This window comes from Yersinia sp. KBS0713 (genome assembly GCF_005937895.2).
GTDB lineage: Bacteria > Pseudomonadota > Gammaproteobacteria > Enterobacterales > Enterobacteriaceae > Yersinia > Yersinia bercovieri.
In genome coordinates this window covers 1,878,189-1,903,963 of sequence record NZ_CP042173.1, presented here as the reverse complement: position 1 = coordinate 1,903,963, position 25,775 = coordinate 1,878,189, and the positions used below count along the sequence as shown (strand labels likewise).

The following is a 25,775-nucleotide window of genomic DNA, read 5'->3' as shown; positions in this document are numbered from 1 at the left end:
AATTATGGGTTCTCCTGAGTATCACTCTCTTCACTGCTGATAACCGGGGTGACAAATTGTTCTGGACTATCGCGGAAACGGTTGTAATTCGCCTCTGATGAGAAGAAGTAGGTTTTATCGCCATAACTGTACTTAAATTCGGCTTTTTGGTTAGTCAGGTGCGTTTTATCAACCGGATCAATGACATCTAATGTCACAACCGTGGTGAAGTAATTGACCCCGGCCTCCAGAGAGGCTTTGGGGATCACCAGCTCTTTATCATCACTTCGCCACTCTTCCAGCGGAATCGGATTGCATCCCCCCGCTTTGCCAATAGAAGGAATGAAAATATGCACCGCGCAAGCAACACAAATAACCTGATTACCCTCCATCACGTAGCCTTGGTCACCACATAACAGGCAGGCATCAAAGACCACACTAAGGCGCAAACGGTCGGGATAGCGGTTAATAATGAAGAAACGTACGGCTTTGCCATCATCAGCGACCCAAACAAAACGGTGCAACTTGCCGTCCCGCACCTGCTCTACCGGAATATGGACTAAGCCATCTGCGGCTAGCGTGACGGGTAAGGCTTCGGAGAGTTGTGGCGGCTGAGAAGCCACTTTGTCCCAATAGAGTTGCGCGCCCGTCACCACAATCCATGCCAATAAAGCCAACACAAAAATTCTGCGCACATTGCGGTAAGCTGCCAAAGCTTTACGTTGAGCAATCGGCTCTGAATTTTCACTGACCATCTGGCGAGCATGGCGCAGCGGCAGCAGATAACAGAGGGTCGTCAATGCCAGTAGCAGCGCACAAATATAGCTGAGCCAGGCATGTCCGTTAGTCACCAAAGCAACATAACTGAGCAGTGATTTGGTTAACGGCAACACCTGCAACTTCATCAGTAGCAGGATAGCATCGCCACTCAACGGCAAAATGAGTAGCAGTGTTAATAGCAGCAACAGCGGCCAGCGGCAGCGTGGCAGTTGCCGAATCATCATCAGCAATAATACTGCACAGAAAATTACCCAAGCGAATGCGACGATAATAGCCGCCAGATTGAGAAGCAGGTCAGTGTTGATAACATGGATGTTGGTAAACGCCCCCAAATTAGGGTTATTTCCCCAATTGAGTGCTGCGCCGAATACCAGAACTGCCTGCCAGAAGTAGCCTAATGAGCGGCGGGGAGTGAATTGACTGAATAAGAGTAACAACAGCGCGAGCAGTTGAATCCCCGCCAGTGCTAACTGCAACTGCTGCGATTTAGGGTAATGAGTACCGGCCCATATCCCGACTATAGCCATAAGTATTGTTATCCATACCACCCGACTCAATGCAGGGGCGGGACGAATCACCCAACTTAACCCCAGTAGCAAGGCCACGGGCAAAAAGGCTTGTAGCACGGAAACAAAAAAATAACTCATTAGCACACACCTTGGGCAAGGAGATCACAACACCTGCCAGTTATCACTGATCAGCACTTATAGGTGCTGATAGCAACAATTGCCTGACCGCTCTATATCAATAAAAAAAGCCGCGATCACTCATTAGTCATCGCGACCATTACTATCAATTCAAGCCGGTATATTTAAAGTCATAGCTCACATCAAACGGCTTCCACCAACGACCAACACCTGTTTCGCTATCTGTATGGCGATGTAAACCGGCTTTGGATGGCTCGCTAATGTGATAGGTCACTTTATAGTTACCCACCCCCATCATTTTGATGTTAGCGCCGTAGTGTGGGCCATCGCTGGCAACCATTGGCATAAAGGTGCCTTCTTGTTTAGCGCCTGTGTCAGTATTCACCAAGGTGTAAGCGATAGTCAGGTAGGGCATCCATTCGCCAGCACCGAAACCATTTTTATTGCCTTCAGTTGCATGGATATCAGCTTCCAGATGGATGTCGGCTTTCGCGGCTGGCAAGCCCATGCCGCGAGGTTCCATATCAATCGGCTGTAAGTAGACCGCCGCAATTTCCATATCATTAATTTTGATAGGTTCGCCAGCTGGATACTCTTTAAAGGCAAAAGCAGCCGGTGCTGCAAAAATGCTGGCAATGATGCTGCTGGCAATAATCGTTTTCTTCATGGTCATGTAGCACACCCTCTGGTATCAAATGATAAGTACATTGTCGTAATTCACACCGGCATCATGCCGGACCATTATGCTGGGATAGCATGACCGCGCCGTTGCATTACCCAAAGGGCAATCAGTGCAGCAATCAGTAATATCCCTTGGGGAATCAACGTCTCCAGGTATGGATAGATCCCCAACCAACTAATTTCAGGCACGCCCGGTAGCAGGGTCGGCTCAAATAATTTACCCTCAATCAGCTCAAGGACACTCTTACCGGCGAAGACAAACGCCATCAGATACATAAAGCCACCGGTAAACATAAAGAAGGGCTTAAGCGGCAATTTGACCACGGTAAAGCGCATGACCAAATAAGCTACCAGCAGGAAAACGGAGCCGACACCAAAACCCACCAGAATCGACAAGTGGCCACTGGTGGTACTGGCATCGCCCATCAAGGCCAGATAGAACAGCACGGTTTCGGCCCCTTCGCGGTACACCGCCAGGAAGCTGGTTAGCCATAACCCTATCATTGAGCCGCTACTGAGTGATTTGGAGAACTTCCCTTCGAGATAGGCTTTCCATTGGCGTGCTTCTGTTTTGGATAGCAGCCAATAGCTCATGGAGAACAGCATCACCACGGCGATCATCATGGTGAAGCCCTCCAGCAACTCGCGGCTTTGCCCTGAATTGGCAAAGAGCCACTGGAAGACAAAGGCGGTGAGTACACTGGCAATTAATGCCACTACGACTGATTGGCGAATCAGCGGCAGTTTGTCCTGATGGTTGTTTTTGACCAGATAAGCGACGATAGCCGCCACAATCAGCAAGGCTTCCAGACCCTCGCGGACAATGATCAGCAGGCTGTAGATAAACAGGCTCCAGTTGGTTTCATCCCCGCCACCTAACATCACGACCGCGCTGGAGAGATCGTTTTGCAAGGCCACTGCTTCAGCTTGCAACTGTTCGGCCGGCTGCCCCGCTTTCATCAGGCTAACCAGGCGGGTGAAGTGGCCTTCTAGTGTTGATTTAAACGCCGCATCACGTGAACCAACTTTGTTCTCCATACCACTGGCTTCAAACAGATCAAAATAGGTGTCCTGTACCGCCAGCATGGCAGGTGCGGTCTGCCCCTTTTGGTACTGGCCGATAGCAGCTGTAATGGCCTGATTTATTTTGTCGGAAACCGCAGCCCAATCAGCATTGGCCTGTTCATCAGTATTAGCACCTGCCGCAGAGGATTGCCCGACAATGGGTTGATCGGCGCTGACTTGCTGCTGCTCCCGGGTGGTGGGTAACCCCGGCAGTATCTCTTCAATGGTTTGCAACAAACCCGTGACGCGATAAGCGACCTCCGTCATTTGGTCAGGTTTGCTGGTTAAATCGATTAATGCAGTGAATTGTTGGTTAATCGCGGCGGCGTCTTGTGCGGAACGATTGCCCCGCACTGACATCTCCATTTCAGAGTTTTTAAAGCCCTGATAGTGCGCCTGTTGCACACTCTGGCTGGCGGCGGCGAAATTGCCGGCCTGATACTCACTGATAGCCTGCGCCAATAAATCATCGATAATTTTGAAGCTCTGCTGCCAGTACACCGCAATGTCACTGTTTTCATATGCCGCATGTTGTTGTTCAGCAGTAAGCTTATGACCATCAGTCAGGACGGGCAGTACCCCTGCCAGCTCACTTTTAAGCCAGTTGATTTTATTATCAACCTCAGCTTGCGGCCGCCCCTCGCCAATCATGCGGCGGATTTCACCAAAAGCCGCTTCCATCTGATAACTCTTTTGGGCAGAGATATTGATGCGAATCGGCCCCTCTAGGTTTTCAAATAGTTCAAAATACGCCATCTGCACCGTGGTGCGGGCTTCATTACTGTTCTGTTGTTGATAGAGCTGAGACGTTTTATCAAGGCGGGATTGGATATCATTGACCAGTTGCTGGTAATCCACAGCGGCCCACGCTAATGAACCTGAAAGCCACCAGCAGCAGCAAAGTAGAATAATTTTGTACCAAATTCGCATAATTGAGTAACGCACATGGAGTGATAATGAGATTTATTAACATTAACACTAAACAAAGGAAATGTGTCTTGATCCGTATCAAAAAATATTTAGTCTCTTGAAGTTTTGTTTAGAAATGCGGAGCACCCCGCAATTATGGGCTAGGGAAACACGCTTTTCTAGCCAGTCTCTTGGCCTATCTCAGGCGGCTTAGCTGCGATTTTAGCTGTGATTGATAAGCAGAAAAAACTCGCCTGCTGCGGAAATACCACAGGTGAAAGTGACCTAAATCCGCAGACAGGCGCTTATTTCAGTAAATATATAATCCGAGTTAAGTAGTTAATTAATAATATTTATTATCCAGTCACTGGTATTAAATCAGAAGAAATACTTAAATCTGGCACGAACGCCATAACGATCATCGTTTTCGCCATTCACCACTTTATTATTTTCAGCAACTTCCAATTTAGACCAGTAGGCACCAAGGTATAAATTAAAGTTATTCATATCCATAATATTGGCAATTTTATATGAGGTATGAATTGTGTGCACATCATATTTGTCTGGTGAGGTTAATATCCCGGAAGTTATCACGCCAGCATTCGCACTGTTGAAATATTCAATGTCGTTATGTGCGTAGATATAACCAATTTCAAAGTTTCGCCATAAGATATTAGCACCGGCACTGAAGTTCTTCTCATTGGTTGCATCCATATAAGCCGAACTCAAGTTTGCCACAATACCATTTTCGGGGTCTTTATCCTGATTATTAAAGGTGAAGGTGGCACCATAACCATTACGTTTAGACTGATCCTGCCACTCTCCCTGGTCATCCCGGTAGCCATAGGCATTGCTAATGACGTTACTTTCCATGGCGATGGCCGCAGAGAGGCTCTCTTGTTTCCACGAAATAACCGGGCGAACATAAGCCACATTTTTTTCGTTTTCCAGCGTATTGCCATGGTAAGTACTATTGGCAAATAGTGAAGTACCATCTTTTAAGATGGTGTTAACTTCAAAATACCAGTTACCCAGATATTTGCTTACCAAGAAGTTGCCGCCATTATTGCTGCGCCCACGCCCCTCTTTCATCATATAGATGTAGCCATAGCCGTCACTATATAAGTCATTCGCGGTGTTCCCTGAGTGCTGGACAAAAGTATCCTGATTCAGTGGGAACATATCGTAAGCTTCAAAGCGGCCGACTTTAACTTTCCAGTCTTTTTCATGGCCAAAGAAGAATGCCGCATCATCAAGGTTCATGCTGCCGCCAACGTCAGCTAATGGCTGCACGGTAAAGCCCGCAAAGTTGCCATTATTCAGGCGGCGATAACCATCCAGGCCAATCAGAATTCGTCCATTAATATCCCATTGCTCCCGGCTACCTGCTTTCCAGTCTTTATTTGCACTGGTACGTAATGAGGTGAGTTGTCCGCTCTTACTGGCCGCGTCCATATTAATTTCAACATCACCATATAACTTAAGATTCCCTTGAGGGGTTTCCCAGGTCACTTCAGCTAACGCAGGCAATGATAAAAGACTGGTAAGTCCAACCAGTATAAACTTATTCATATTGACCATCTCTATTTAGGATAATGTGAAGTAAAGGATACTTTCATAATCTATAGGCAACACTCTGCCACTCGATTTTAAAGAGTTAATAATTTATTTATTGTTATACCCAGAAGCATTAATTGGCAAATGACCCGCCATGGTTAAATATTCATATTTGACCTCTGCGAAATAGTTAATATCTATTTTTATTTGAGACAGCTAATTATGGCGCGTTAATTATACTCGCTGATACAGTAATACTATTTCATTGCTTAACGCACGGGCTAATAGTGATGTCATTAAGTGATCCTGCGCATGGACCATAATAAGTGTCATCGGCGTTTTGGCTTCACCTGCATCTTGTTCAATCAGCTTGGTCTGCATACGATGCGCCGCTTTGGTGAACCCATCAGACTCCGCTAACAGGGTATGAGCCTGGGTGAAATCCCCTTCCCGCGCGGCGCGCAGGGCTTCAAAGCATAAGCTTCTGGCTTGACCGGCATTGACGATGATCTCCATGACCGCCTCTTCAAGATCAATCATTTTTCTCTACCTCATCAAAACCTTGGTTATTAGCGGTTGCCGCGAACCATTCACCACTCTTCTTCACTATGCGCTGTTGGGTTTTCAAATCTAACTGCACAAAACCATAGCGGTTTTTGTAAGCATTACACCATGACCAGTTATCAATAAATGTCCACATATGATAGCCCAGGCAGTGACTCCCTTCGGCTAATGCGCGGTGAACCCATTTTAAATGTTCAGAGACAAACTCAATACGATAGTCATCATTAATCTGCCCGTGCTGGCTAAAGCGCTGTTCGTTTTCAACGCCCATGCCATTTTCTGAAATAAAGCAGCGTGGATTATCATAATTTTCACGCAAGTTAGTCAGAATATCGTAAATACCGGGTTCATAAATTTCCCAACCTCGATGCGGATTCATTTTGCACCCCGGCATCTGATAGTAATCAAATAACCATTCCGGCATAAATGGTGCATCAGGGTTAACCCGGCTATCCCGACATTTTATTCTACGCGGCTGATAATAATTAATGCCGAGCAGATCGACTTTCCCTTCTACGATTAATGCACTGTCACCGGGCTGGCAATCAGGTAATTGATCGTAATCTTTCAGTAAAGCGACAAGTTCTGCCGGATATTCGCCACGTAATACCGGGTCGAGAAAACTGCGGTTAAACAGCAAATCTGCAATGTTGGCCGCTTTAACATCCGCCGGATTCTCGGAGCGAGGGTAGGATGGCGTCAGATTTAAAATAATACCGATTTCACCACCTAATTCGCGCTGACGGTATTTTTTTACCGCTAAAGCATGGGCCAGTACGGTGTGATAGGCCACAGTGGCCGCGCGCTTGAAATCGACGACATTGGGGTAATGAAAATCGTACAGATAACCACCTTCAACCGGCACGATAGGCTCATTGAAAGTAAACCAGTGTTGCACCCGATCGCCAAAGAGACGGAAGCAGGTGTCAGCATATTCTGCATAGGAGTCAACCACATAGCGACTTTCCCACCCCCCCTGTTCTTGCATCACCGTCGGCATATCAAAGTGGAACAGATTGATAAACGGGGTTATCCCCTGCGCCAGCAATTGGTCAATCACCCCATTGTAGAAATCCACCGCCTCTGGATTGACTTCACCCCGCCCCTTGGGCATCAAGCGCGCCCAGGAAATTGAGGTGCGAAAACTATTGTGATTTAGCTGTTTCAGCAGGGCGATATCTTGCTGCCAGTGCTGATAAAACGTCGACGTCTGCTGCGGGCCAATTTGCTGATGAAAGCGCCCTGGCTGCTTGACATACCAGGTGTCCCAGACAGTCGCACTTTTGCCACCACTCAGACTTTCGCCTTCAGTTTGCGGGGCGGAACTGGCGCTGCCCCACCAGAAATCACGTGGAAATTGATACTTCATTATACTCTCCGTAACACGAATCAAATTAGGATCTAGCGAGTTTCAGCTGCTTCAGCAAAGCTCTGTTGTTGCTCTTTTTCTTCGTCAGCTTTCAGCAGACTGCGCTCATAAGCCTTGAGGAATGGGTAGTACATCACCGCAGAGAACAGCATACATAACAAACACATCACCACCGGGCTAAAGGCCCAATTTGCGGCCCAAGAGGCACCAATAGGTGCAGGTGTGGTCCATGGTGTTAATGAGACAACTTGTGCGATCCAGCCCAACTTGGTGGCGATATAAGCCAATGTGGCATTGATCATCGGAACAAAGATAAAGGGCAGGAAGAACACCGGGTTCATGATGATCGGTGCACCAAAGAGAATCGGCTCGTTGATATTAAAGAAGCTCGGCACAATCCCCATCTTGCCAATAGTTCGCAAGTGAATAGCTTTGCTGCGCAGTAACAGGAAGGCCAGCGGTAGCGTAGAGCCAACACCACCAATCAATAAGTAGTGGTCCCAAAAGCCTTGCAGGTAGATATGGGGCAGCGGTGCGCCCGCGGCTAATGCCGCCTGATTCAGTGCCAGATTGGTCATCCAGAACGGGTTCATAATACCAGTGACAATCAGGGCACCATGAATACCCGCAAACCACAATATTTGGCAGAGCAATACTGACAGCAAAATAGCTGGCAACGAATCTGAAGCTGAAACCAGAGGTGCTAACAGATGCATGATCGCTTCAGGAATAATCATTCCGGTGGATGATTCGATAAATAAGTTCAGCGGGTGCAGAGTCGCGACCACGGCCACCACGGGGATCAGGATCTCAAAGGAGCGCGCAACACCGGTCGGCACCTCTTTTGGTAAACGAATGGTGATATTGTGGCGCTTTAAAAATGCATACAGTTCAGTGGAGTAGACCGCAGTCACGATGGCGGTAAAAATCCCCTGGCCGGAGAAGTATTGAGTTGAAATATGGCCATCGGCGTAAGGTGCCGCCACCAGCAAGAATGACATCAATGCCAGCAGGCCCGTCATGATGGGGTCGAGCTTATATTGCCGCCCCAGACTTGCGCCAATCCCAACAGAGATAAAGAAGGTCATCACCCCCATGCTGAGATTGAAAGGCAACATCAGCTGATTGCGATAGGTACTGGAGAAATTCAGCCATGCACGCGCAAAAGCCCAACTGGTATCAGCCGAAAATGGCGGGAAGATAAAGACCAGCATAAACGAGCCGATGATCATAAACGGCAGCGCCGAGGTAAAACCGTCGCGGATCGCGATAATGTACTTTTGTTGCCCTAATCGCCCGGCCAGCGGCGTGATGGTTTGCTCTATCATCCCAACCATTGTTTGGTAAAGAGAACTCATTGCAGATACCTTTTATTTCACTGCATTAATAAGAGATAAGGCGAAGTCGAGGACCTTATCACCGCGTTGCATGCCGTAATCCATCATGTCGATGGTCATCACCGGGATCCCCAACGGCTCAGCTATCGCAGCTAAATCCCGTTGCATGTATTTCACCTGCGGCCCTAGCAGCACAACCTGATAACGGCTGAATTGCTCATTGAACTCGCTGGCACCAAAAGCATCAATTTGAACCTCAACTCCACGGGTTGCCGCCTCAGCCAGCATTTTTTTCACCAGCATACTGGTGGACATCCCCGCAGAGCAGCACAACATTATTTTTTTCATTACCTACAGCCTCACTGTCATCTTGCCATGTTGTCATATTGAGCCTCATTGGAAACAAAATGGAAACCGGTTTCCATCCAAACGACAGAGATATGAGAGCGCGCTCAAATATTTACTTACTGAAAGATATGCAGTTGTGAAAGACATCACAAAAAGCTAAGCAGGAATCAAGGTTTTACTGGATACTCTCTGCTAACAACGGTTTCCGCAAAGGCAATCAGGGTATAGAATGGGTGGCGTTGGATTGGAACCAAGGATAAAAGGAACTGATAAGGCCCTCTGGCCATTGATCAGATAAAGTGGAGTGAAGTTATGTCGACTATTAATGATGTATCGCGGTTAGCCAACGTATCTAAAGCCACTGTGTCTCGGGTGTTGAGCGGGTCGCGCGGGGTCAAGGAAGAGAGCCGTCTGGCAGTCATGAAAGCAGTTGAAATTCTTAACTATAAACCGAATGTGATCGCGCAATTTCTGACCGCACAGTCAACGGGCTGCATTGGGGTGATTTGTGCCACTGAACACATTCAGCAAACAACCAGTTATCTGTTTGCTCTGGAAAAACAGTTTAGTCAGCATCAAAAGCACCTATTACTGCGCTTTGCGGACAACAGTGTCGGGGTCACCAACGCCGTCACTGAGCTTGCCAATGGTCTGTGTGATGCCATTATCATCATCGGCGCGCGCTTTCCGCTGCCGCCACCCGATGACAAGACCATCATGATTGATTGCCTTGAATCCTCGACCCCTAACAGCATTTTATTCGACCACTCATTCGCGGCAGAGACCGCCTGCCACTATCTGGTCAGTCAGGGCCGTCGGCATATCGCGCTGCTAAACCATGCTTCGGGAACTGTGGCGGAGCAGACACTACTGGGTTATCAGCGGGCGCTAGAAAATTATCTGATCCCCTATAATCGCAGTCTGGTGATGGGGAGTGTTCTCTCCTCTTCCGAGGCACTACAGACACTGTTGAACAATGGCGTGCAGTTTAATGCCCTGCTGGTGATGGATGAAATTGAAGCCCAAAAAGCGATTGCGCTGCTGCATCTCTTCAAGCGCACCGTGCCGGATAAAGTGATGGTTTTCAGCCTGGATGGTTCGGTGCAATTACCGGGGGTTCCGGCAGTACCCGCCATAGAGTATTCGTTGGAAACACTGGCCAGAAAAGTTGTCGATCTGATTGATGCCCGGGCGGGTAACCATGTCAATCCACAAGTTTTCCGGGGAAATCTGGTGGTTCCGCACGGTTTAACCGAATAACATTTACAGTTCTCGTCCATTACCGTGGTGACGTTACAGAACGCAGGTGATTAGCGGTGGGATGAAGTTCTGACCAGAAAGGAGAGTGACAGCGGCAATCCTCATCGCCCACCGTCACTCTTTTTTAGAATACTTTTTCTAACAATATCGCCACTTACTTACCGGCTTTGGGGTCCAGATTATCCGCAGGCAATTCACCCGGTAGATAGTCAGGTAAGCGACCGGCAGGGAAAATAGCCAACAGCGATAGCAACGCCATGATCAGTAAGCCAAATTTCAGCGCCCGTAATCGTGCTTCTTCGTTGACGCGCACCGCTTCTGCAACCTGTTCAGGGGTTGCGGTGGTCTGTGCTAACACCCCTTGCAGGCGGTCATTACTGACGAAGTTGATGCTATCCATATTGACCTGAGCCTGAATCTCTGGCGTCAGAATTGGCGTTTCAGCCACACCGCGCATCACGTTGGCACTTAATAGGCCCACCAGCAAAGCACCGGCAACCGCCGTACCGATGGCGTTAGCCAGGTTGTTGGTGGTGCCGCGCAGTGAACCCACATCGCCTGCCAGTGCTTTAGGTGATGCACTGACCAACACGTTGAACAGCAAGGTAACCAGCGCCCCCTGAGCAAGGCCGAAGATCACCAGACCTATCAGAACGGCGAACTCACTCCAGTTATTTCGCACCACAAATGCCAGCCACAACAGGGCGATGGTACAAGTGATAAAACCATAACGGCCAATTTTACGTGGCGTCAGTCTCTTGTAGAAGCGGACAATCAGCATCGCCGAGAAGAACACCGACAAGTTAAACGGCATCATAGCGATCGCCGTTGCCATTGGGGTACTGCCCTGTACGATTTGAATGTACAGCGGAACAGAGAAGTTCAACATCGCTTCCAGTGCCACCACGGCGAACATGGCAAACACGGCGGCTTTCTCGGTGGATGAAGTAATCACTTCCAGTGCCAGTAACGGCGTCTTACCTTGCTCCTGGCGACGACGTGTCCAGACCACAAACGCCTGACCCAACACGATACCCAGTACAATCATAAATGGCGCAGGTGAGAAGCCCAGCAGATCAAATGGCGCACCGTCACGCACTAAACCGAAACCCCAGCGGTTCAGGTTATTGAAGCCGAATGACAGCAAAATAATGGCCGAAGCGGCGAGAACCACACCGATGATATCGATGCCCACTTCTGGACGGCCCTTATCCGCTTTCAAGCGGAAGCTCAGTACAAAGATGACTGCCGACAACACAATCAAAATACCAAACGCCGGACGCCAGCCAATATAAGTCCCGAGAATACCGCCAATCAGAAACGCCGCTACACCGGCACCGGCACGGGCAGAACCCAAAGCGCCGAGCGCGGTAGCCTGTTGCGTACCACGGTAGTTTTCAGCAATCAGCGCCACCAATGCTGGCACCAAGGCCGCACCCGCCAGACCACTAAGTGCCTGCGCACTGATCATCACAGTAACATTCGGGCTGAATGTCATCATGACCTGTGCGATGCCGAACAACAGAACAGTGCTGCGGAACACCACCAATGGCCCAAAACGCTGATTGAGTTTGGCACCCAACATAACGAAACCGGCAACTGACAGTGAGTACATCACGATAGCGGTCGCAATTGTCGTGGGTGGCACATTAAAACTTTTGACCATTCCCCCCAAGGCGACCGGCAGAGAGGCAACGTTGAATGACATTAAAATCTGAGCTAATGCGATGGTTATCATCGGCACCCAGGACTCTTTAACTTCCGCACCTGCGCGGTGAGTTGATTGATTCGCCATAAATTTCTCTATCCTTTTGACATGTATTCTTGTTTTCAGAACCACTCGGCGGTTGAAACCGCTTAGTTGTTAAAACAAACGATTTTCAGCGCAATGCCCAGATCTCTGGACTCAACCCTTTTCGGTGTAAGGTTCAGAAACAAACATGTCCATCCCAAGACGACGTGATAAGAATCGGGCTGCCAGTTGCCCTTTGACACTATTCCCCGCAGCATCCAGTAATGGGGCGAAGGTCCCCAAACCACCCTTTCCAGGTGACACTGTCACAATCCCGCCACCAATGCCGCTTTTACCGGGCAGACCAATGTCATACAACCAGTCACCGGAGGTTTCGTACAGCCCTGCCGTTACCATGACCGCTAATGCATAATGGCACACATCGTTATCCACCACCCGCTCACGGGTCAGTGGGTTAACACCGCCATCAGCCAGTGTTGCACCCATCACCGCAAGATCACGGGCGCTGACATTCAGTGAACATTGGCGGGTATATAAGTCGGTGGCAATCAGCGGATCACAGCCCAAACGCCCATAGCCCTGTAATACATTGGCGATACCACGATTGCGGAAGTTGGTTTCACAGGCCGATTGATACACCTCTTCATTCAGTGTCAGTTCGCGCCCAGCAAAGCGGCATAAACCGTCATAAATGAATTTCCACTGCTCATCACTGGTCGCACCCGGCACTAAACTTGTGGTGGCAATGGCACCGGAGTTCACCATTGGGTTTGTGCGCCCATCCGCTGCGCGTTCAATCGCAGTGACCGAGTTAAATGCCATCCCCGTGCTGTTCACGCCCAATTTTTCGCGCGCAACTTTTGCCCCAATAGCCTGACAAACTAGCGCAAAAACAAAGGGTTTAGAGACGCTCATAATGGTAAATTCATAGTCTACATCACCGGCCGAATGCACTTTACCGTTAGTGCCGACCATGCATACACCAAAGAGATTCGGTGGAATACGCTCCAATGCAGGGTAAACTGTTGAAACCACGCCTTCGGTATCTGTGCCAAAACGTTGATGGGCTTCTTGCACCAGTTTCACAACCGTATCGGGATCCGGCAGATGTCCGGTTGATACATAGTCGATAATTCCTTTCTTGCTATCATCTGTAGGCATATTATTTATCTCTCGTTTAACTTCTGTTTACTCTTATGTCTTTCTTGGTCTCTTTAACTTATTTTAAACAGCAGAAATAGTTCCTTCGTTTAAATTAATAGGAGATGGTAATAATCAATTGAAGCTTGCTTGAGCCTTAGCTTTATCAAAAAATCATGAAATTCTTAGCGTAAGATATCCTAGCTTAAGAAAGCTGTATATCACTTGTTTTCAATAATTTGATTGTTACCGAGCCGAGGAAAAAACATCGAGACTGTTTCAGAATCATGACATTAACGAGGAGGAATAAAAAAATTGACGACTGTGTATTTAATTACAAACAGCAGATTACCATGTTAGCTAGCAATAATCCGATATAACAGCGCAACAAAGGGTTCAAGTTTGCTGTTAATCACTAATATTAATAAAAATGAAACAGCACCTATCGCAATATTTAATGCTGCCAGATGAATCAAATTAATACAGATAATTGATTGCCCTTCCCGATACATGGAATAAGCCACAGAATCACATGATTTAACATTTATAATGTTATGTTTTTCATTACCTCATTTATCAACAAAATTAGCCAATTAGCGCTAAAAAGTGACAAAAACACTTTTACCACCGTGTATAATCACAGTAATTACCATCAAATTATCGGCAAGCAGGCTAACTAAACAAGCAGTGGTCGTGCTAGCGATTGAACGTCACCAACTGAGACTGATTTGGGTTGCCGAATTCAACGCCCCCCATGGTTGTCGTGACCGAAGCTGGGTAGATCGCACATAGCCCTCGGTTGTGATATCCAAGTCGTAAAGGGTGAAATTTGAATAACTATATAAATCGTTATGTAGCTAAAGTAATCCCAAGTCTTAGCATCCTAATAACTAAACAGCGTAAACTATAAGGCAACTTTGTCAGCCCGCTGATTGGGCTTACGGCTTTTGGTCACACACCCATTTCATCAATCTGGACGTCTGAGAATCACGCAGGCCGGTGTCTCTGGAGCATGACATGAACAACGCAACATCGGCAGGAAAACAAAAAGTGCCGCTACGGCTCAGCACCTCAATTACCCTGATGGTCTCTGCGGTAATTATCTCTGTGCTATTCGTGGTTCACACACTGTTCTTTATTCAGCTCAGCCAGATGGCTCAAGAGAGTTTGCAAAACAAAGCCGTCGCCGTTGCACGGGCCATCTCTTACTCACCCACCATCATTAACGGCTTAACAAACCCGGTGGCCGGACAGCAGATCCAGGCCTATACCAGCGAAGTGCAGAGAGCCAATGATCTGCTATTCATCGTTATTACTGATATGAAAGGTATCCGTTATTCACATCCCAATCCTGAAATGATCGGTCAACACTTTATCGGCAATGATCTGCTTCCCGCATTGCAGGGTAAAGAGCACAGCGCGATAAATCGTGGTGTACTGGCACAAGCATTGCGTATTTTTATCCCTATTTATAAGCCACAGGGAGAACAAATAGGCGTGGTGGCGATTGGTATTTCCCTGACCAGCATTGATTCGGTGGTGAGTGAAACTCGCTGGACGATTCCGTGGACCATTTTATTTGGCGCATTGATTGGTTCGCTGGGAACCTGGTTTTTGGTTAAAGCACTAAAGCGAATTATGTTGGGCTTTGAGCCATACGAGATATCTAATTTGTTTGAGCAGCGTAACGCCATGCTGCAATCAATTAAGGAGGGGGTCATTGCTGTTGATGCCGACTCACGTATTACCGTGGTTAACCATGAAGCCAAACGCCTATTTAAGCAAAGTGGCCCGATGGAGAATTTGTTATTGAGCCATGCCAGTCAATATTGGCCGGTGCGCTTGTATTTACAACAGGTCTTGGAAACTGGCATCGCCCGCCGTGACGAAGAGATAAACTTTAATGGCAGCATACTGCTGACCAATACTGTCCCGGTGATGGTGAAGGGTAATATTATCGGCGCCATTGCCACCTTCCGCGATAAAACTGAAGTGAGCCAACTAATGCAACGCCTGACCGGCATGGTGCATTACGCTGATGCTTTACGCGCGCAGTCACATGAATTTATGAATAAACTCCATGTGATCCTCGGCCTACTACATATGAAATATTATCAGCAACTCGAAGATTATATCGTTAAAACATCGAATAATTATCAGGCGGAAATCGGCTCTCTACTACGCAAAGTAAAATCACCGGTTATTGCTGGTTTTCTGTTAGGGAAAATTAACCGGGCGCGGGATTTAGGCATCACATTATCTATTAGCGACGATAGCTTATTACCGGATACAGATAATGAACAAGTGACCACCACCTTAATCACGGTATTAGGCAATTTGATTGAGAATGCTATGGAGGCCATTGGCAACCAGGGCCAACGTGAGATCAATGTCAGCTTCCATTATCAACATGGCCGAGTGCATTGTGTGGTCAGCGATGATGGGCCGGGCATATCAGCTGAACTGCAAGATCGTATTTTTGATAATGGCTTCTCCACCAAAGGAAATGAACACGGCATCGGTTTGAGCCTGGTACGCCAGAGTTTAGAGAGCATTGGCGGCAATATTGAATTTGACTCTGAAGCGGGCATTTTTACACAGTTCTTTATCAGCCTCCCCTACGACACTACCCTTAATAATATGACACCTAATAACAATATGACTTCTAGCGATATCTCTTCAAACAACATCAGCGCGGTAAATCATGATTAATGTATTAATAGTGGATGATGACGCCATGGTGGCTGAACTGAATAAGTGTTATCTCAACCAGGTAGCCGGTTTCAACTGCTACGGTTCAGTTTCCAGCTTACAGCAAGCCAGAGAGTACTTAATGGCAGCGGAACAGCCAATTGATCTCGTGTTATTGGATGTTTTTATGCGCCAAGACAATGGGTTGGATTTATTGCCAGTGCTGCGTGAATTCAGCGCACATACAGATGTGATTGTGATTTCATCAGCCACCGATGTGAATACCATAAAAAAAGCACTGCAATATGGGGTTGTCGATTACTTAATTAAGCCCTTCCAGTTCTCACGTTTTGAAGAGGCGCTCTCCATTTATCGTGAAAAAAAGAGCTTGCTGGATCAACGTGAATATTGCGCTCAAGAAGATGTGGACTCATTACTGCGGCGCAGTAACCTGACCCCTACCGAGCGAAAAAAGTTACCAAAAGGGCTGACTGTACAGACACTGCGCACGGTATGTGAATGGATTCAGGAAATGCAGGAGGGGGAGTTCTCAACTGAGCAGATGGCGAACGCCATTGGTATTTCGCGGGTTTCTTGCCGCAAATATCTGATTTATCTTTCAGATACCGAAGTCCTCAGCACTAAGGTTCTTTATGGAGCGACCGGACGCCCCGTCTATCTCTACAAGCGATTACCCAGCCAGCAAGAAGTCTTAAAACAGTATTGCCAATAGCAGCATTACCCACAACCAAGTGCGCCTAAGCCCCCGAAAACAAGCGGCACCCGATAAGGGATACCGCTTGTTGCGCCGGTGCCAATTGGGGCGTTACATAATCCAGCCTAATAACAGCGTGGCACCAATCACGGTAGATGCGCCACCAATACGGGTTGCTATCTGAGCAAAAGGCATCAATGACATTCGATTAGAGGCGGACAAAATTGCAACATCCCCCGTCCCCCCTAATCCACTGTGACAGCTAGTGACGATGGAAGCTTCAACCGGATACATATTTAAATACGGGGCGATAATAAAACTGATTGCCGCCATTGATAGCACCACGGCACCACAGACCACCACATAGCCGACAGAGAATACCGCGACAACACTTTCCAATGGGACATATAGCATTCCCAGACCAATCATCAGCGGCCACACCAGTGTGGTAGAGACAAATTTGTACCAACTATGCGCACCCTGCTCCATTTTCGATGGAATAACCTGTGCGTATTTACACATCACCGCAATCAAGATCATCAGTACAGGGCCAGGAATATGCACGATATGCTCAAACAGACCGCCAACAATAAAGAAAGCGCAGGTCATCAACAACCCTCCGCCCATTAATTGGAAGTCTGCTTGTTTTGGCCCCTCTTGCGAAGTAAATACGGCATTGTCCTTTGCCGAACGAATTAGCATCCCCTCGCCATTGAGATCTTTGCGGCGCATACCAATACGTGCTAATACCCCCGCACAAATAATCGCAAAAATATTGCCAACTACCGCCGCAGGGGCAAGTTGAGCCACATAAATATCGGGAGACTGCCCAAGGATGGCTGAATACGCCAACGATAATGGCAAAATACCTTCGCCAATACCGCCACCGATGATGGGGACAATAATAAAGAAGAAAGTGTGGTAAGCGGTAAAACCAAATAATTTACCAACCAGCAAACCGGTAGCCACTGCGGTTATCGTGCCCACCACCAACGGGATAAACATTCGTGTCATCCCTTGAATAAGTACCACGCGGTTCATACCGAGAATACTACCGACCACCAGGCTGGCTATCACGAAATAGAGTAAATTTGCCTCTTTCATCAGCAAGTGGACAGTGTCCAACGTATTGGTTTGGAAAATACCAAAGTAAACCAGAACCGACGGCACCATTAAGCATAAAATAGCCGGGCCACCAATATCTTTCAGTACGGGAATATGGCGGCCAATGTGTGATAAAACAAAGCCCATCGTCATGATAACAGCCAGGCCACCAATCATATTTTTCGGCAAATAGCTGGCGTAAGCTGAAATAAACACAATGGCCGAAATAGTCATAAACAGTGCCATTGGCATGGTATTTATATTCATTTCATTGATAGTTGAAATAAATTTCTTGGTTGCGGACCTATCCGCCACATCAATTTTATCGGCGGATGAAAGAGCGGTATCCTGATCTGTTTTTTTCATTTTAGACCTACAGTTGGGTAGCACCTAAGGAACGGAAGATGGCTTATCTAATGCTTAAAGCTGTTAATATTCATCCGATTGATTTTTCTTATAAAAACATCAACCAGAGTGGCACTAAAAAATAAATTATCGACATTACATACCAACCATTTTGTTGAAATGTAAAATATGCAATCAAACTACCACTCGATTAAAAATAAAAAAACAACCTCAGTGGTTAGGATTTCTATTTTTGAGAAGATATCGTCAAGTTTATTATAATTAACTTAACTTGGCGTTTTGTAATTAAATAATCCGAAGGGTGAGGGTTTTGTCTGGTATGATTTTCAAAAATGTACCCGCTTGCAGTGGTACACTTCTATTTTAGTTTTGCCTGCTTTAGCAGTAACACTCCTCCATAAAATTTTGGCAATAATCACTTCTACTGCGCTGCGCGTATCCCTATTGATGGATACGGAATGCAATATCATTTTCAACAAATTGTGTGCCAGATCCCATACTGACTAAAAACATGCCGGTTTATGCTCAGTAAGTAATCAAGGTCACTCACATAAAAATATCCGCCCCCAAACTTATTGGCAAAACAGATTTAATTACAACAATCTAGCAGCCTGTTCAATACAATTGAGAATATTAGCGGCACTGCATAAAAATAAATTATAAGTTAAAGCGGGAAAATAAAAAACAATGATAGCTCATTATTAATAGCAATAAGATAAATTGCAATTTAGTGTCGTTAAATAATCCCGCAATACAAACTAAGCATGAGAATAGTTGATTTTTAATCAATGTATGCTTAATTTATACCTAAGGTAAGCAATGATTAAATTTTAATATATTAAACAATGAGCTACAAACTGTATGGAATTTAACCAATAGGCGGGGTGAATTTAATGCCTGAAAAACACTCTTATTGTATATAAATTAATCATTAATTTTAAATTACTGACTCTGCTAATAGCACAACAAAAATAAGTTATAAGTGAATATTTTTTGCCTCATCACGATAGAAACGATAGCATGCCCCTCCAGAAATCCCATGACAGCAATAAAAACCATAATAACGGAAGGCGCTAAGACGCTATTTATGCATTAACCTTTAGCAATCAGTTGCTGTAATACATTCACGATGATTGCACGACAGACAAGAAAATAGGGAAAGTCTATGATGTCAGGAAAATACTCCGCGGAGACTCATCACGCCGCAAAGAAACGCTGGTTAGATTCTCATGATACTGGCTACCACAAAAGTATGGGGCGACGTCATATACAGATGATAGCTATCGGCGGTTCTATTGGTACCGGATTGTTTTTGGGTACTGGTGCCCGCTTGCAAATGGCGGGTCCGGCGCTAGCGTTGGTTTATCTTGTGTGCGGGGTTTTCTCATTTTTAATTCTCAGAGCTCTCGGCGAATTAATCTTACATCGCCCTTCCAGTGGTAGCTTTGTTTCTTATGCCAGAGAGTTTTTAGGCGAAAAGGCGTCCTATGTCGCGGGGTGGATGTATTTCCTCAATTGGGCAATGACCGGGATCGTCGATATTACTGCTGTAGCACTCTATATGCACTATTGGGGGACATTCTCTGATGTTCCCCAATGGTTATTTGCACTCGCCGCGTTATCAATTGTCGCGACCATGAATATGATTGGTGTGAAGTGGTTTGCCGAAATGGAGTTTTGGTTCGCGCTGATCAAAGTCGCGGCTATTGCAATATTTTTGGTCGTGGGGGTAGTCTTCCTTGGGACTGGGCAGAGTGTTGCAGGGCACCCAACTGGTGTGCATCTCATCACCGATAATGGCGGACTCTTTCCGCACGGGTTATTACCAGCGCTGATATTGATCCAAGGAGTGATATTCGCTTTCGCGGGGATTGAATTGATCGGTACTGCCGCTGGTGAGTGCAAGGACCCGGAAAAAATGCTGCCAAAGGCTATTAATAGTGTCATTTGGCGCATCGGTCTATTTTATGTTGGCTCCGTAGTGCTGTTGGTCTGTTTGCTACCATGGAATGCCTACCAGGCGGGGCAAAGTCCTTTTGTAACCTTTTTCAGTAATTTAGGTGTCCCCTATATTGGTAGCATCATGAATATTGTGGTGTTAACAGCTGCACTCTCCAGTTTGAACTCAGGCCTTTACTCTACTGGCCGTATTTTGCGCTCACTATCCATGGGCGGTTCGGCACCTAAATTCATGTCCAAAATGAGCCCGCAATCTGTCCCCTATGCCGGGATACTCGTTACTGTAGGAATTTATGTCTTTGGCGTATTATTAAACTATCTTGTTCCATCACAAGTATTTGAAATTGTTTTGAACATCGCCTCATTGGGTATTATCAGCTCATGGGCATTTATCATTATCTGCCAGATGAAATTACGCCAGGCAATAAAACAGGGTACAGCTAAACCGGTCTCCTTTAAAATGCCCGGCGCTCCAGTAACATCTTGGTTGACACTCTGTTTCCTGCTCGGTGTTTTAGTGATGATGGCTTTCGACTATCCAAATGGCACCTGGACTATCGCCACTATTCCCGTGATAACCCTGTTACTTATTGCCGGTTGGTTCAGTTTACGCAAACGCGCCCGCGAGGTTACTGCTGCACCGATAGAAGTCATATCGCAAGATACTCTATTTACCGAACCCGAAATAGCCAAAACAGCGCCAAAAGAGCTATATAAGCAAGAGTCGGCAGGCTAATACTCTCTGCCACTGAAAGCCTGTAGGTGGGTCATTACCCCTACAGGCTTAATTGAATTTTATGTATTATCTGTCCAGCCTAAATTAGAAATATCAGTAGTCAAACGGGTGAAATAAGTACGCGAAGGCTAACAACAAATACAATGATAGTGATTTCTTCATAAATACTAACATGTTATATTCATTTCTGCTGAACCATTGGTGAAAAAATGACAACTATTCCGATGAATACCACCAGACAGATGAAACAAAAAAATATTATGCTGGTTACAAGTACACTAAAATCACTGGTGTCAGCAACCAAAGGCGATATATCTAACCACACTGGACTCAGTCTGGCGACATGCGGCACTATTTTGAATGAACTCTGTTCAAAGGGAGAAATTATTGAGGAGTCTCTTGATGAATCACGCGGTGGCCGCCCAGCAAAACGTTATATATATAATTCGAACTATTTTAGCCTATTAAGCATTTATATCGAGGGAACCAATACCTCAGGTGTTATATCCTCTCGCCTAATCTCTGCTGATAATAAGACCATTGCAGAATATGATGAGATCTACAGTAATCTCACTGTGGATGCATTGATAACGCACATTCAGAATGTTGCTGATAAGCATAGTAACATCCGAGCCGTAGGGCTTGGGTTACCCGGTATTGTTGTTGGTGGAAGCGTACTTTCCTGCGATATAACTAACCTAGAGGGATTAGCAATAACCGAACAATTAAGTGCCCGCTTTGGTATTTTTGTTCAGGTAGGTAATGATATGAATTATACGGCATTTGGCTTCTATCGGATTAACTGCCGTAATATAAATGAACCTATTGCTTACATTTACATGCCACCAAGGCATTGTACTGGTTGTGGTATTGTTATTTCAGGGGAAATGCTTAGAGGTGCCAGCCAATTTGCAGGTGAAGTATCTAAATTGCCATTTTATAATAGCGCTGAAAATAGCACCAATATAAAATATCAGCACACCTTGGTGTTAGATAGACTAACCCATATTACGTCATCTTTGATTGCAATAATTAATCCTGCCACTATAGCCATATCTGGGGAGCTGATCAGCCAGAATTGTATCGAAGATCTCTCTGCTGAGTTATTAAAAACATTTGATAGCAAACACATTCCTCACTTTGTTTATCGCGATAGCATAAAATCTGATTACCATAATGGAATATCAGAATACACCCTTGATGCTTACAATAACTTCCGCATATTTAAGATTTAACACTCAGAGGCTTCTGCCATCGGGTAAATCAGTCTAAGACAGAAATATCACTATTCAAAAAATACACTGCAAGTTTGCACTCGCCACTGAATATCGCCGCCCTTCAACCTCTGGTGATAAACCTGCTCACCAGTCAAGATTGTGCTTGACACTTCTTGCCGCAGCATTATATTTTATAACTTAATTTAAGTCTTTTATGAAGTGTTTTCAAATTAATCACTCAAACACATTTAACCAGAGAAAGGTCACTATAGAATGTCAACTTATCCCCTCGACTACCCTCTGGACTCTCAGGCTAAAGGTATCAGCAGCAGCAGAGTTAGCCAACGCAATGTTTTGAATATTAAATTTGAAGATTAGAATGTAACTGAGTAGGTAATTTTACCGGCTAGCAAAATTATGCTAGCTTTTTTTTAGATAAGTTACGTGTGAATATTTTCTATCAGCCCTATTTTAAAATATGCTAAAGAGGAAAATGAAATGAGCATCAAAATTATTGCTGTTGATATGGATGGAACCTTCCTCAACGATCAAATGAGCTTTGATCGGCAACGGTTTAGTGCACAATATTCACAATTAAAAGAAAATGGAATAAAATTTGTTGTTGCCAGTGGCAATCAATATTATCAGCTAATTTCATTTTTCCCTGATATCGTTAATGAAATCGCTTTTGTTGCTGAGAATGGCGCCTATGTCAGCAATGAAAATACTGAGATTTTTTGTGGCGAAATAGCCAGTGACGACTGTCATCATGTGCTAAAAACGTTACTGCCGATCCCCTATCTTGATGTGATACTTTGCGGAAAAAATGGTGCGTATATGCTGAGTTCTTCAGATGAAGAGTTCTATACCACCATGAGTAAATACTATCATCGACTTAAAATTATTGATGATTTCAATCAAGTCACAGAACCAGCATTTAAATTCGCGATCAGTTTACCCAATGAAAAGTTGCCTGATTTTATGACGTTCATTGAATATGAACTGGCAGGTATTGTCACGCCAGTCTCCAGCGGCCATGGTTCTGTCGACCTGATAATACCCGGTGTCCACAAAGCCAATGGCATCAAATTACTCCAAAATATTTGGGGGGTAAAAGATGAGGAGGTCGTCACCTTTGGTGATGGTGGTAATGATGTTGAAATGTTGCAATACGCGGGCTTTGGCTATGCCATGGCAAATGCACCCGATAATATTAAACGAATTGCCAAGTATCAGACTGACTCAAATAATGATTCTGGTGTGCTAAATATCATAGATAAAATTCTGAGAAAAGAGCCTCCTTTCGCGTAAGTATTCACATCAGATGGCGGGAAGAGTTCCCGCCTATCCTATTTTAATTAAAACTTATTAATTAAAACGCCGCAATCAGTAGTACTCTGTACTATATGTGGCCGTGTAGACCTCGATGACTTTACCTTCAGGCTCCATACTCTCTATTTTGCAAGATGTCGGATTCCCATGTGAATCAGTTTCACAAGCTCTTTTAGTTGACAGTACCAGCTTATCATTTTCATAAATCTTCGTTTTATAATTAAATGGGCTTTGTCCTTTAGCATCTAATTCAGTCACTATTTTAAATATCTTGCCATTATCGTAGCTAATATCTACGACAGGAAACCCACTAGCATCATAATCATAATGTTTCTTTGTCGCTCCAGACTCGGACATTTTAACATCTGTTACGAATCCTTTGTCATTAATTATGACTTTAACGTTTCCACTCGCGGTTTGAGTAATGTTGCATTTATCATTTAAAACGAGCTGTTTTTCTTTAGTTTTATTATCGATTAGATAACTCCCCTCTTTTACGTAATCCAAATCGACATCTTGATCGGGAGTATGTATCCGAAGGGCGGTAAAGCAGCCATCCTCATTTATCTCTGCATGAACGTCAGAATAAGTATCACCCTTCGCATCTAGCATTTTTTGAGTCAGTGATTTCACCGGCCCCTGTATTGGGTCAAACCCGAATATATTCGAATAGCTTGCAACGTTTGCTGTGAAGACAAAAGGCGCATGGCCCCTATCGCAGGCACTTAATGCTAAAGCCAGCAAACAAATACTTAAAATCCGTCCCATTAATTACTATTCCTATAATAATCAGTGGGCATACTCTAGCAGAGAGTGGTTCCAAACCATGAGACATACCGCTAATACCTTAAAAATTTTCGGAATTTTGCTAATCACAGGATATTAAGTCAGCGAAGAATGGCTATTTTGCAGGGGGTTTTGCAGGAGTTTGCAGGAGCAGTTAGGCGGGATTTAAAAAATCACGGAAGCCGAAGCCTCCGTGAGATATTGCACTAATAGTGCAATTACATGTGTTGAATAATGGCGTCGCCAAATTCACTACATTTCAACAGTTTAGCGCCATCCATTAAGCGCTCGAAATCATAAGTCACAGTCTTGGCCTGAATTGCGCCTTCGGTGCCTTTGATAATCAAGTCGGCCGCTTCGAACCAGCCCATATGACGTAACATCATTTCAGCTGACAGAATAATAGAACCTGGGTTCACTTTATCCTGACCCGCATATTTTGGTGCAGTCCCGTGTGTGGCTTCGAATAAGGCACACTCATCACCAATGTTAGCACCCGGGGCAATGCCGATACCGCCAACCTGTGCAGCCAATGCATCAGAAATATAATCGCCGTTCAGGTTCATACAGGCGATAACATCATATTCAGCAGGACGCAGTAGGATTTGTTGCAGGAAGGCATCAGCAATCACATCTTTCACGATGATCTCTTTGCCGTTGTTTGGGTTTTTGATTTTAACCCAAGGGCCGCCGTCGATCAGCTCACCACCAAACTCTTCGCGCGCTAACTGGTAACCCCAGTCTTTAAATGCGCCTTCGGTGAATTTCATAATGTTGCCTTTATGAACCAGAGTGACTGATTCACGATCGTTGGTAATTGCATACTCAATCGCAGCACGTACCAAGCGCTTGGTCCCCTCTTCTGAACAAGGTTTTACACCGATACCGCACTGTTCAGGGAAGCGGATTTTCTTCACGCCCATCTCTTCACGCAGGAACTTGATCACTTTCTCAGCTTCTGGTGAACCCGCTTTCCATTCAATGCCCGCATAGATGTCTTCTGCGTTTTCGCGGAAAATCACCATATTGGTTAATTCAGGGTGTTTTACCGGGCTTGGTGTCCCTTCGTAATAACGCACTGGGCGCAGGCACACATACAGGTCGAGTTGTTGACGTAAAGCAACGTTTAAAGAGCGAATACCGCCACCCACAGGCGTGGTCAACGGGCCTTTAATCGCAACGCGATAGTCACGAATCAGATCCAATGTCTCTTCTGGCAACCAGACGTCTTTACCATAAACATGCGTTGATTTTTCACCGGTGTAAATCTCCATCCAGGCGATTTTACGCTCACCTTTATAAGCTCTCTTCACCGCAGCATCGACCACGTTGATCATGGCCGGAGTCACATCAACGCCAATGCCGTCACCTTCAATAAAGGGAATGATCGGATTATGCGGAACGACCAGTTTACCCTGAGCATCGACAGTAATTTTCTTACCTTCTGCCGGAACCACTACTTTGCTTTCCATCAACCTCT

At 45.6% G+C, this 25,775-nt stretch carries 19 protein-coding genes; 6 read left to right on the top strand and 13 right to left on the bottom strand.

Annotation, left to right across the window (positions count from 1 at the left end):
• Positions 1 to 2: 2 nt before the first annotated feature.
• The 8 genes from FFE93_RS08890 to FFE93_RS08855 form a co-directional block, all read right to left on the bottom strand.
• Positions 3 to 1,406, bottom strand: a complete 1,404-nt coding sequence (locus FFE93_RS08890; RefSeq protein ID WP_054871982.1) for a Fe-S-containing protein — start codon at positions 1,404 to 1,406, stop codon at positions 3 to 5.
• A gap of 145 nt (positions 1,407 to 1,551) precedes the next feature.
• Positions 1,552 to 2,079, bottom strand: a complete 528-nt coding sequence (locus FFE93_RS08885; protein WP_004390794.1) for an iron transporter — start codon at positions 2,077 to 2,079, stop codon at positions 1,552 to 1,554.
• A 68-nt stretch (positions 2,080 to 2,147) separates the two neighbouring features.
• Positions 2,148 to 4,082, bottom strand: a complete 1,935-nt coding sequence (locus FFE93_RS08880; protein ID WP_138775049.1) for an FTR1 family protein — start codon at positions 4,080 to 4,082, stop codon at positions 2,148 to 2,150.
• Positions 4,083 to 4,439: 357 nt separating this feature from the next.
• Complete coding sequence (locus tag FFE93_RS08875) at positions 4,440 to 5,642, bottom strand: carbohydrate porin (RefSeq protein WP_005271867.1); 1,203 nt, start codon at positions 5,640 to 5,642, stop codon at positions 4,440 to 4,442.
• Positions 5,643 to 5,852: 210 nt separating this feature from the next.
• Positions 5,853 to 6,158, bottom strand: a complete 306-nt coding sequence (locus FFE93_RS08870) for a PTS lactose/cellobiose transporter subunit IIA (protein ID WP_032896835.1) — start codon at positions 6,156 to 6,158, stop codon at positions 5,853 to 5,855.
• The gene (locus tag FFE93_RS08865) at positions 6,151 to 7,551 is read right to left on the bottom strand and encodes a glycoside hydrolase family 1 protein (RefSeq protein ID WP_049602480.1); all 1,401 of its coding nucleotides are present in this window, start codon (positions 7,549 to 7,551) and stop codon (positions 6,151 to 6,153) included. Before FFE93_RS08865 ends, FFE93_RS08870 begins: the two co-directional genes overlap by 8 nt.
• A gap of 32 nt (positions 7,552 to 7,583) precedes the next feature.
• Positions 7,584 to 8,909: a PTS sugar transporter subunit IIC gene (locus tag FFE93_RS08860; RefSeq protein ID WP_032896833.1), complete on the bottom strand. Its 1,326-nt coding sequence runs from the start codon at positions 8,907 to 8,909 to the stop codon at positions 7,584 to 7,586.
• Positions 8,910 to 8,921: 12 nt separating this feature from the next.
• Positions 8,922 to 9,236, bottom strand: a complete 315-nt coding sequence (locus tag FFE93_RS08855; protein WP_049602479.1) for a PTS sugar transporter subunit IIB — start codon at positions 9,234 to 9,236, stop codon at positions 8,922 to 8,924.
• Between the two features lie 312 nt (positions 9,237 to 9,548).
• Between FFE93_RS08855 and FFE93_RS08850 the strand changes: the two genes are divergently transcribed.
• Positions 9,549 to 10,496, top strand: a complete 948-nt coding sequence (locus FFE93_RS08850; RefSeq protein WP_005271854.1) for a LacI family DNA-binding transcriptional regulator — start codon at positions 9,549 to 9,551, stop codon at positions 10,494 to 10,496.
• 154 nt (positions 10,497 to 10,650) lie between these two features.
• Here the strand turns inward: FFE93_RS08850 and FFE93_RS08845 are convergent, their stop codons facing one another.
• Together FFE93_RS08845 and glsA are read right to left on the bottom strand one after the other, a co-directional pair.
• A complete protein-coding gene (locus FFE93_RS08845; protein WP_049602478.1) occupies positions 10,651 to 12,291 on the bottom strand; it encodes an MFS transporter in 1,641 nt (546 codons plus the stop codon).
• A gap of 111 nt (positions 12,292 to 12,402) precedes the next feature.
• Entirely contained in the window at positions 12,403 to 13,410 is a 1,008-nt protein-coding gene (glsA, locus tag FFE93_RS08840) for a glutaminase A (RefSeq protein ID WP_005273174.1), read from the bottom strand.
• Between the two features lie 996 nt (positions 13,411 to 14,406).
• On the opposite strand from glsA, the gene FFE93_RS08835 reads away from it, so the two are divergent.
• Both FFE93_RS08835 and dcuR read left to right on the top strand, forming a co-directional pair.
• The gene (locus FFE93_RS08835) at positions 14,407 to 16,101 is read left to right on the top strand and encodes a sensor histidine kinase (protein ID WP_005273166.1); all 1,695 of its coding nucleotides are present in this window, start codon (positions 14,407 to 14,409) and stop codon (positions 16,099 to 16,101) included.
• Positions 16,094 to 16,813, top strand: coding sequence for a two-component system response regulator DcuR (gene dcuR, locus FFE93_RS08830; RefSeq protein ID WP_032897428.1), 720 nt, complete (start codon positions 16,094 to 16,096; stop codon positions 16,811 to 16,813). The genes FFE93_RS08835 and dcuR overlap by 8 nt, the downstream gene beginning before the upstream one ends.
• Positions 16,814 to 16,906: 93 nt before the next feature.
• On the opposite strand, the gene FFE93_RS08825 is transcribed toward dcuR, so the two are convergent.
• Positions 16,907 to 18,265 (bottom strand): 2-hydroxycarboxylate transporter family protein, encoded by a 1,359-nt coding sequence (locus tag FFE93_RS08825; protein ID WP_138775048.1) that lies wholly within the window; start codon positions 18,263 to 18,265, stop codon positions 16,907 to 16,909.
• A 1,165-nt stretch (positions 18,266 to 19,430) separates the two neighbouring features.
• Between FFE93_RS08825 and ansP the strand changes: the two genes are divergently transcribed.
• The 3 genes from ansP to FFE93_RS08810 all read left to right on the top strand — a co-directional run bounded on the left by ansP (position 19,431) and on the right by FFE93_RS08810 (position 23,488).
• Positions 19,431 to 20,960: an L-asparagine permease gene (gene ansP, locus FFE93_RS08820; protein WP_186367701.1), complete on the top strand. Its 1,530-nt coding sequence runs from the start codon at positions 19,431 to 19,433 to the stop codon at positions 20,958 to 20,960.
• A gap of 209 nt (positions 20,961 to 21,169) precedes the next feature.
• Complete coding sequence (locus FFE93_RS08815) at positions 21,170 to 22,195, top strand: ROK family protein (protein WP_032897423.1); 1,026 nt, start codon at positions 21,170 to 21,172, stop codon at positions 22,193 to 22,195.
• A gap of 480 nt (positions 22,196 to 22,675) precedes the next feature.
• On the top strand, positions 22,676 to 23,488 hold the full coding sequence (locus FFE93_RS08810; RefSeq protein WP_138775047.1) for a Cof-type HAD-IIB family hydrolase: 813 nt from the start codon (positions 22,676 to 22,678) through the stop codon (positions 23,486 to 23,488).
• Positions 23,489 to 23,563: 75 nt separating this feature from the next.
• On the opposite strand, the gene FFE93_RS08805 is transcribed toward FFE93_RS08810, so the two are convergent.
• Positions 23,564 to 24,277, bottom strand: a complete 714-nt coding sequence (locus FFE93_RS08805) for a YnfC family lipoprotein (RefSeq protein ID WP_138775046.1) — start codon at positions 24,275 to 24,277, stop codon at positions 23,564 to 23,566.
• 236 nt (positions 24,278 to 24,513) lie between these two features.
• A complete protein-coding gene (icd, locus tag FFE93_RS08800) occupies positions 24,514 to 25,767 on the bottom strand; it encodes an NADP-dependent isocitrate dehydrogenase (RefSeq protein ID WP_005273146.1) in 1,254 nt (417 codons plus the stop codon).
• Positions 25,768 to 25,775 lie beyond the last annotated feature (8 nt).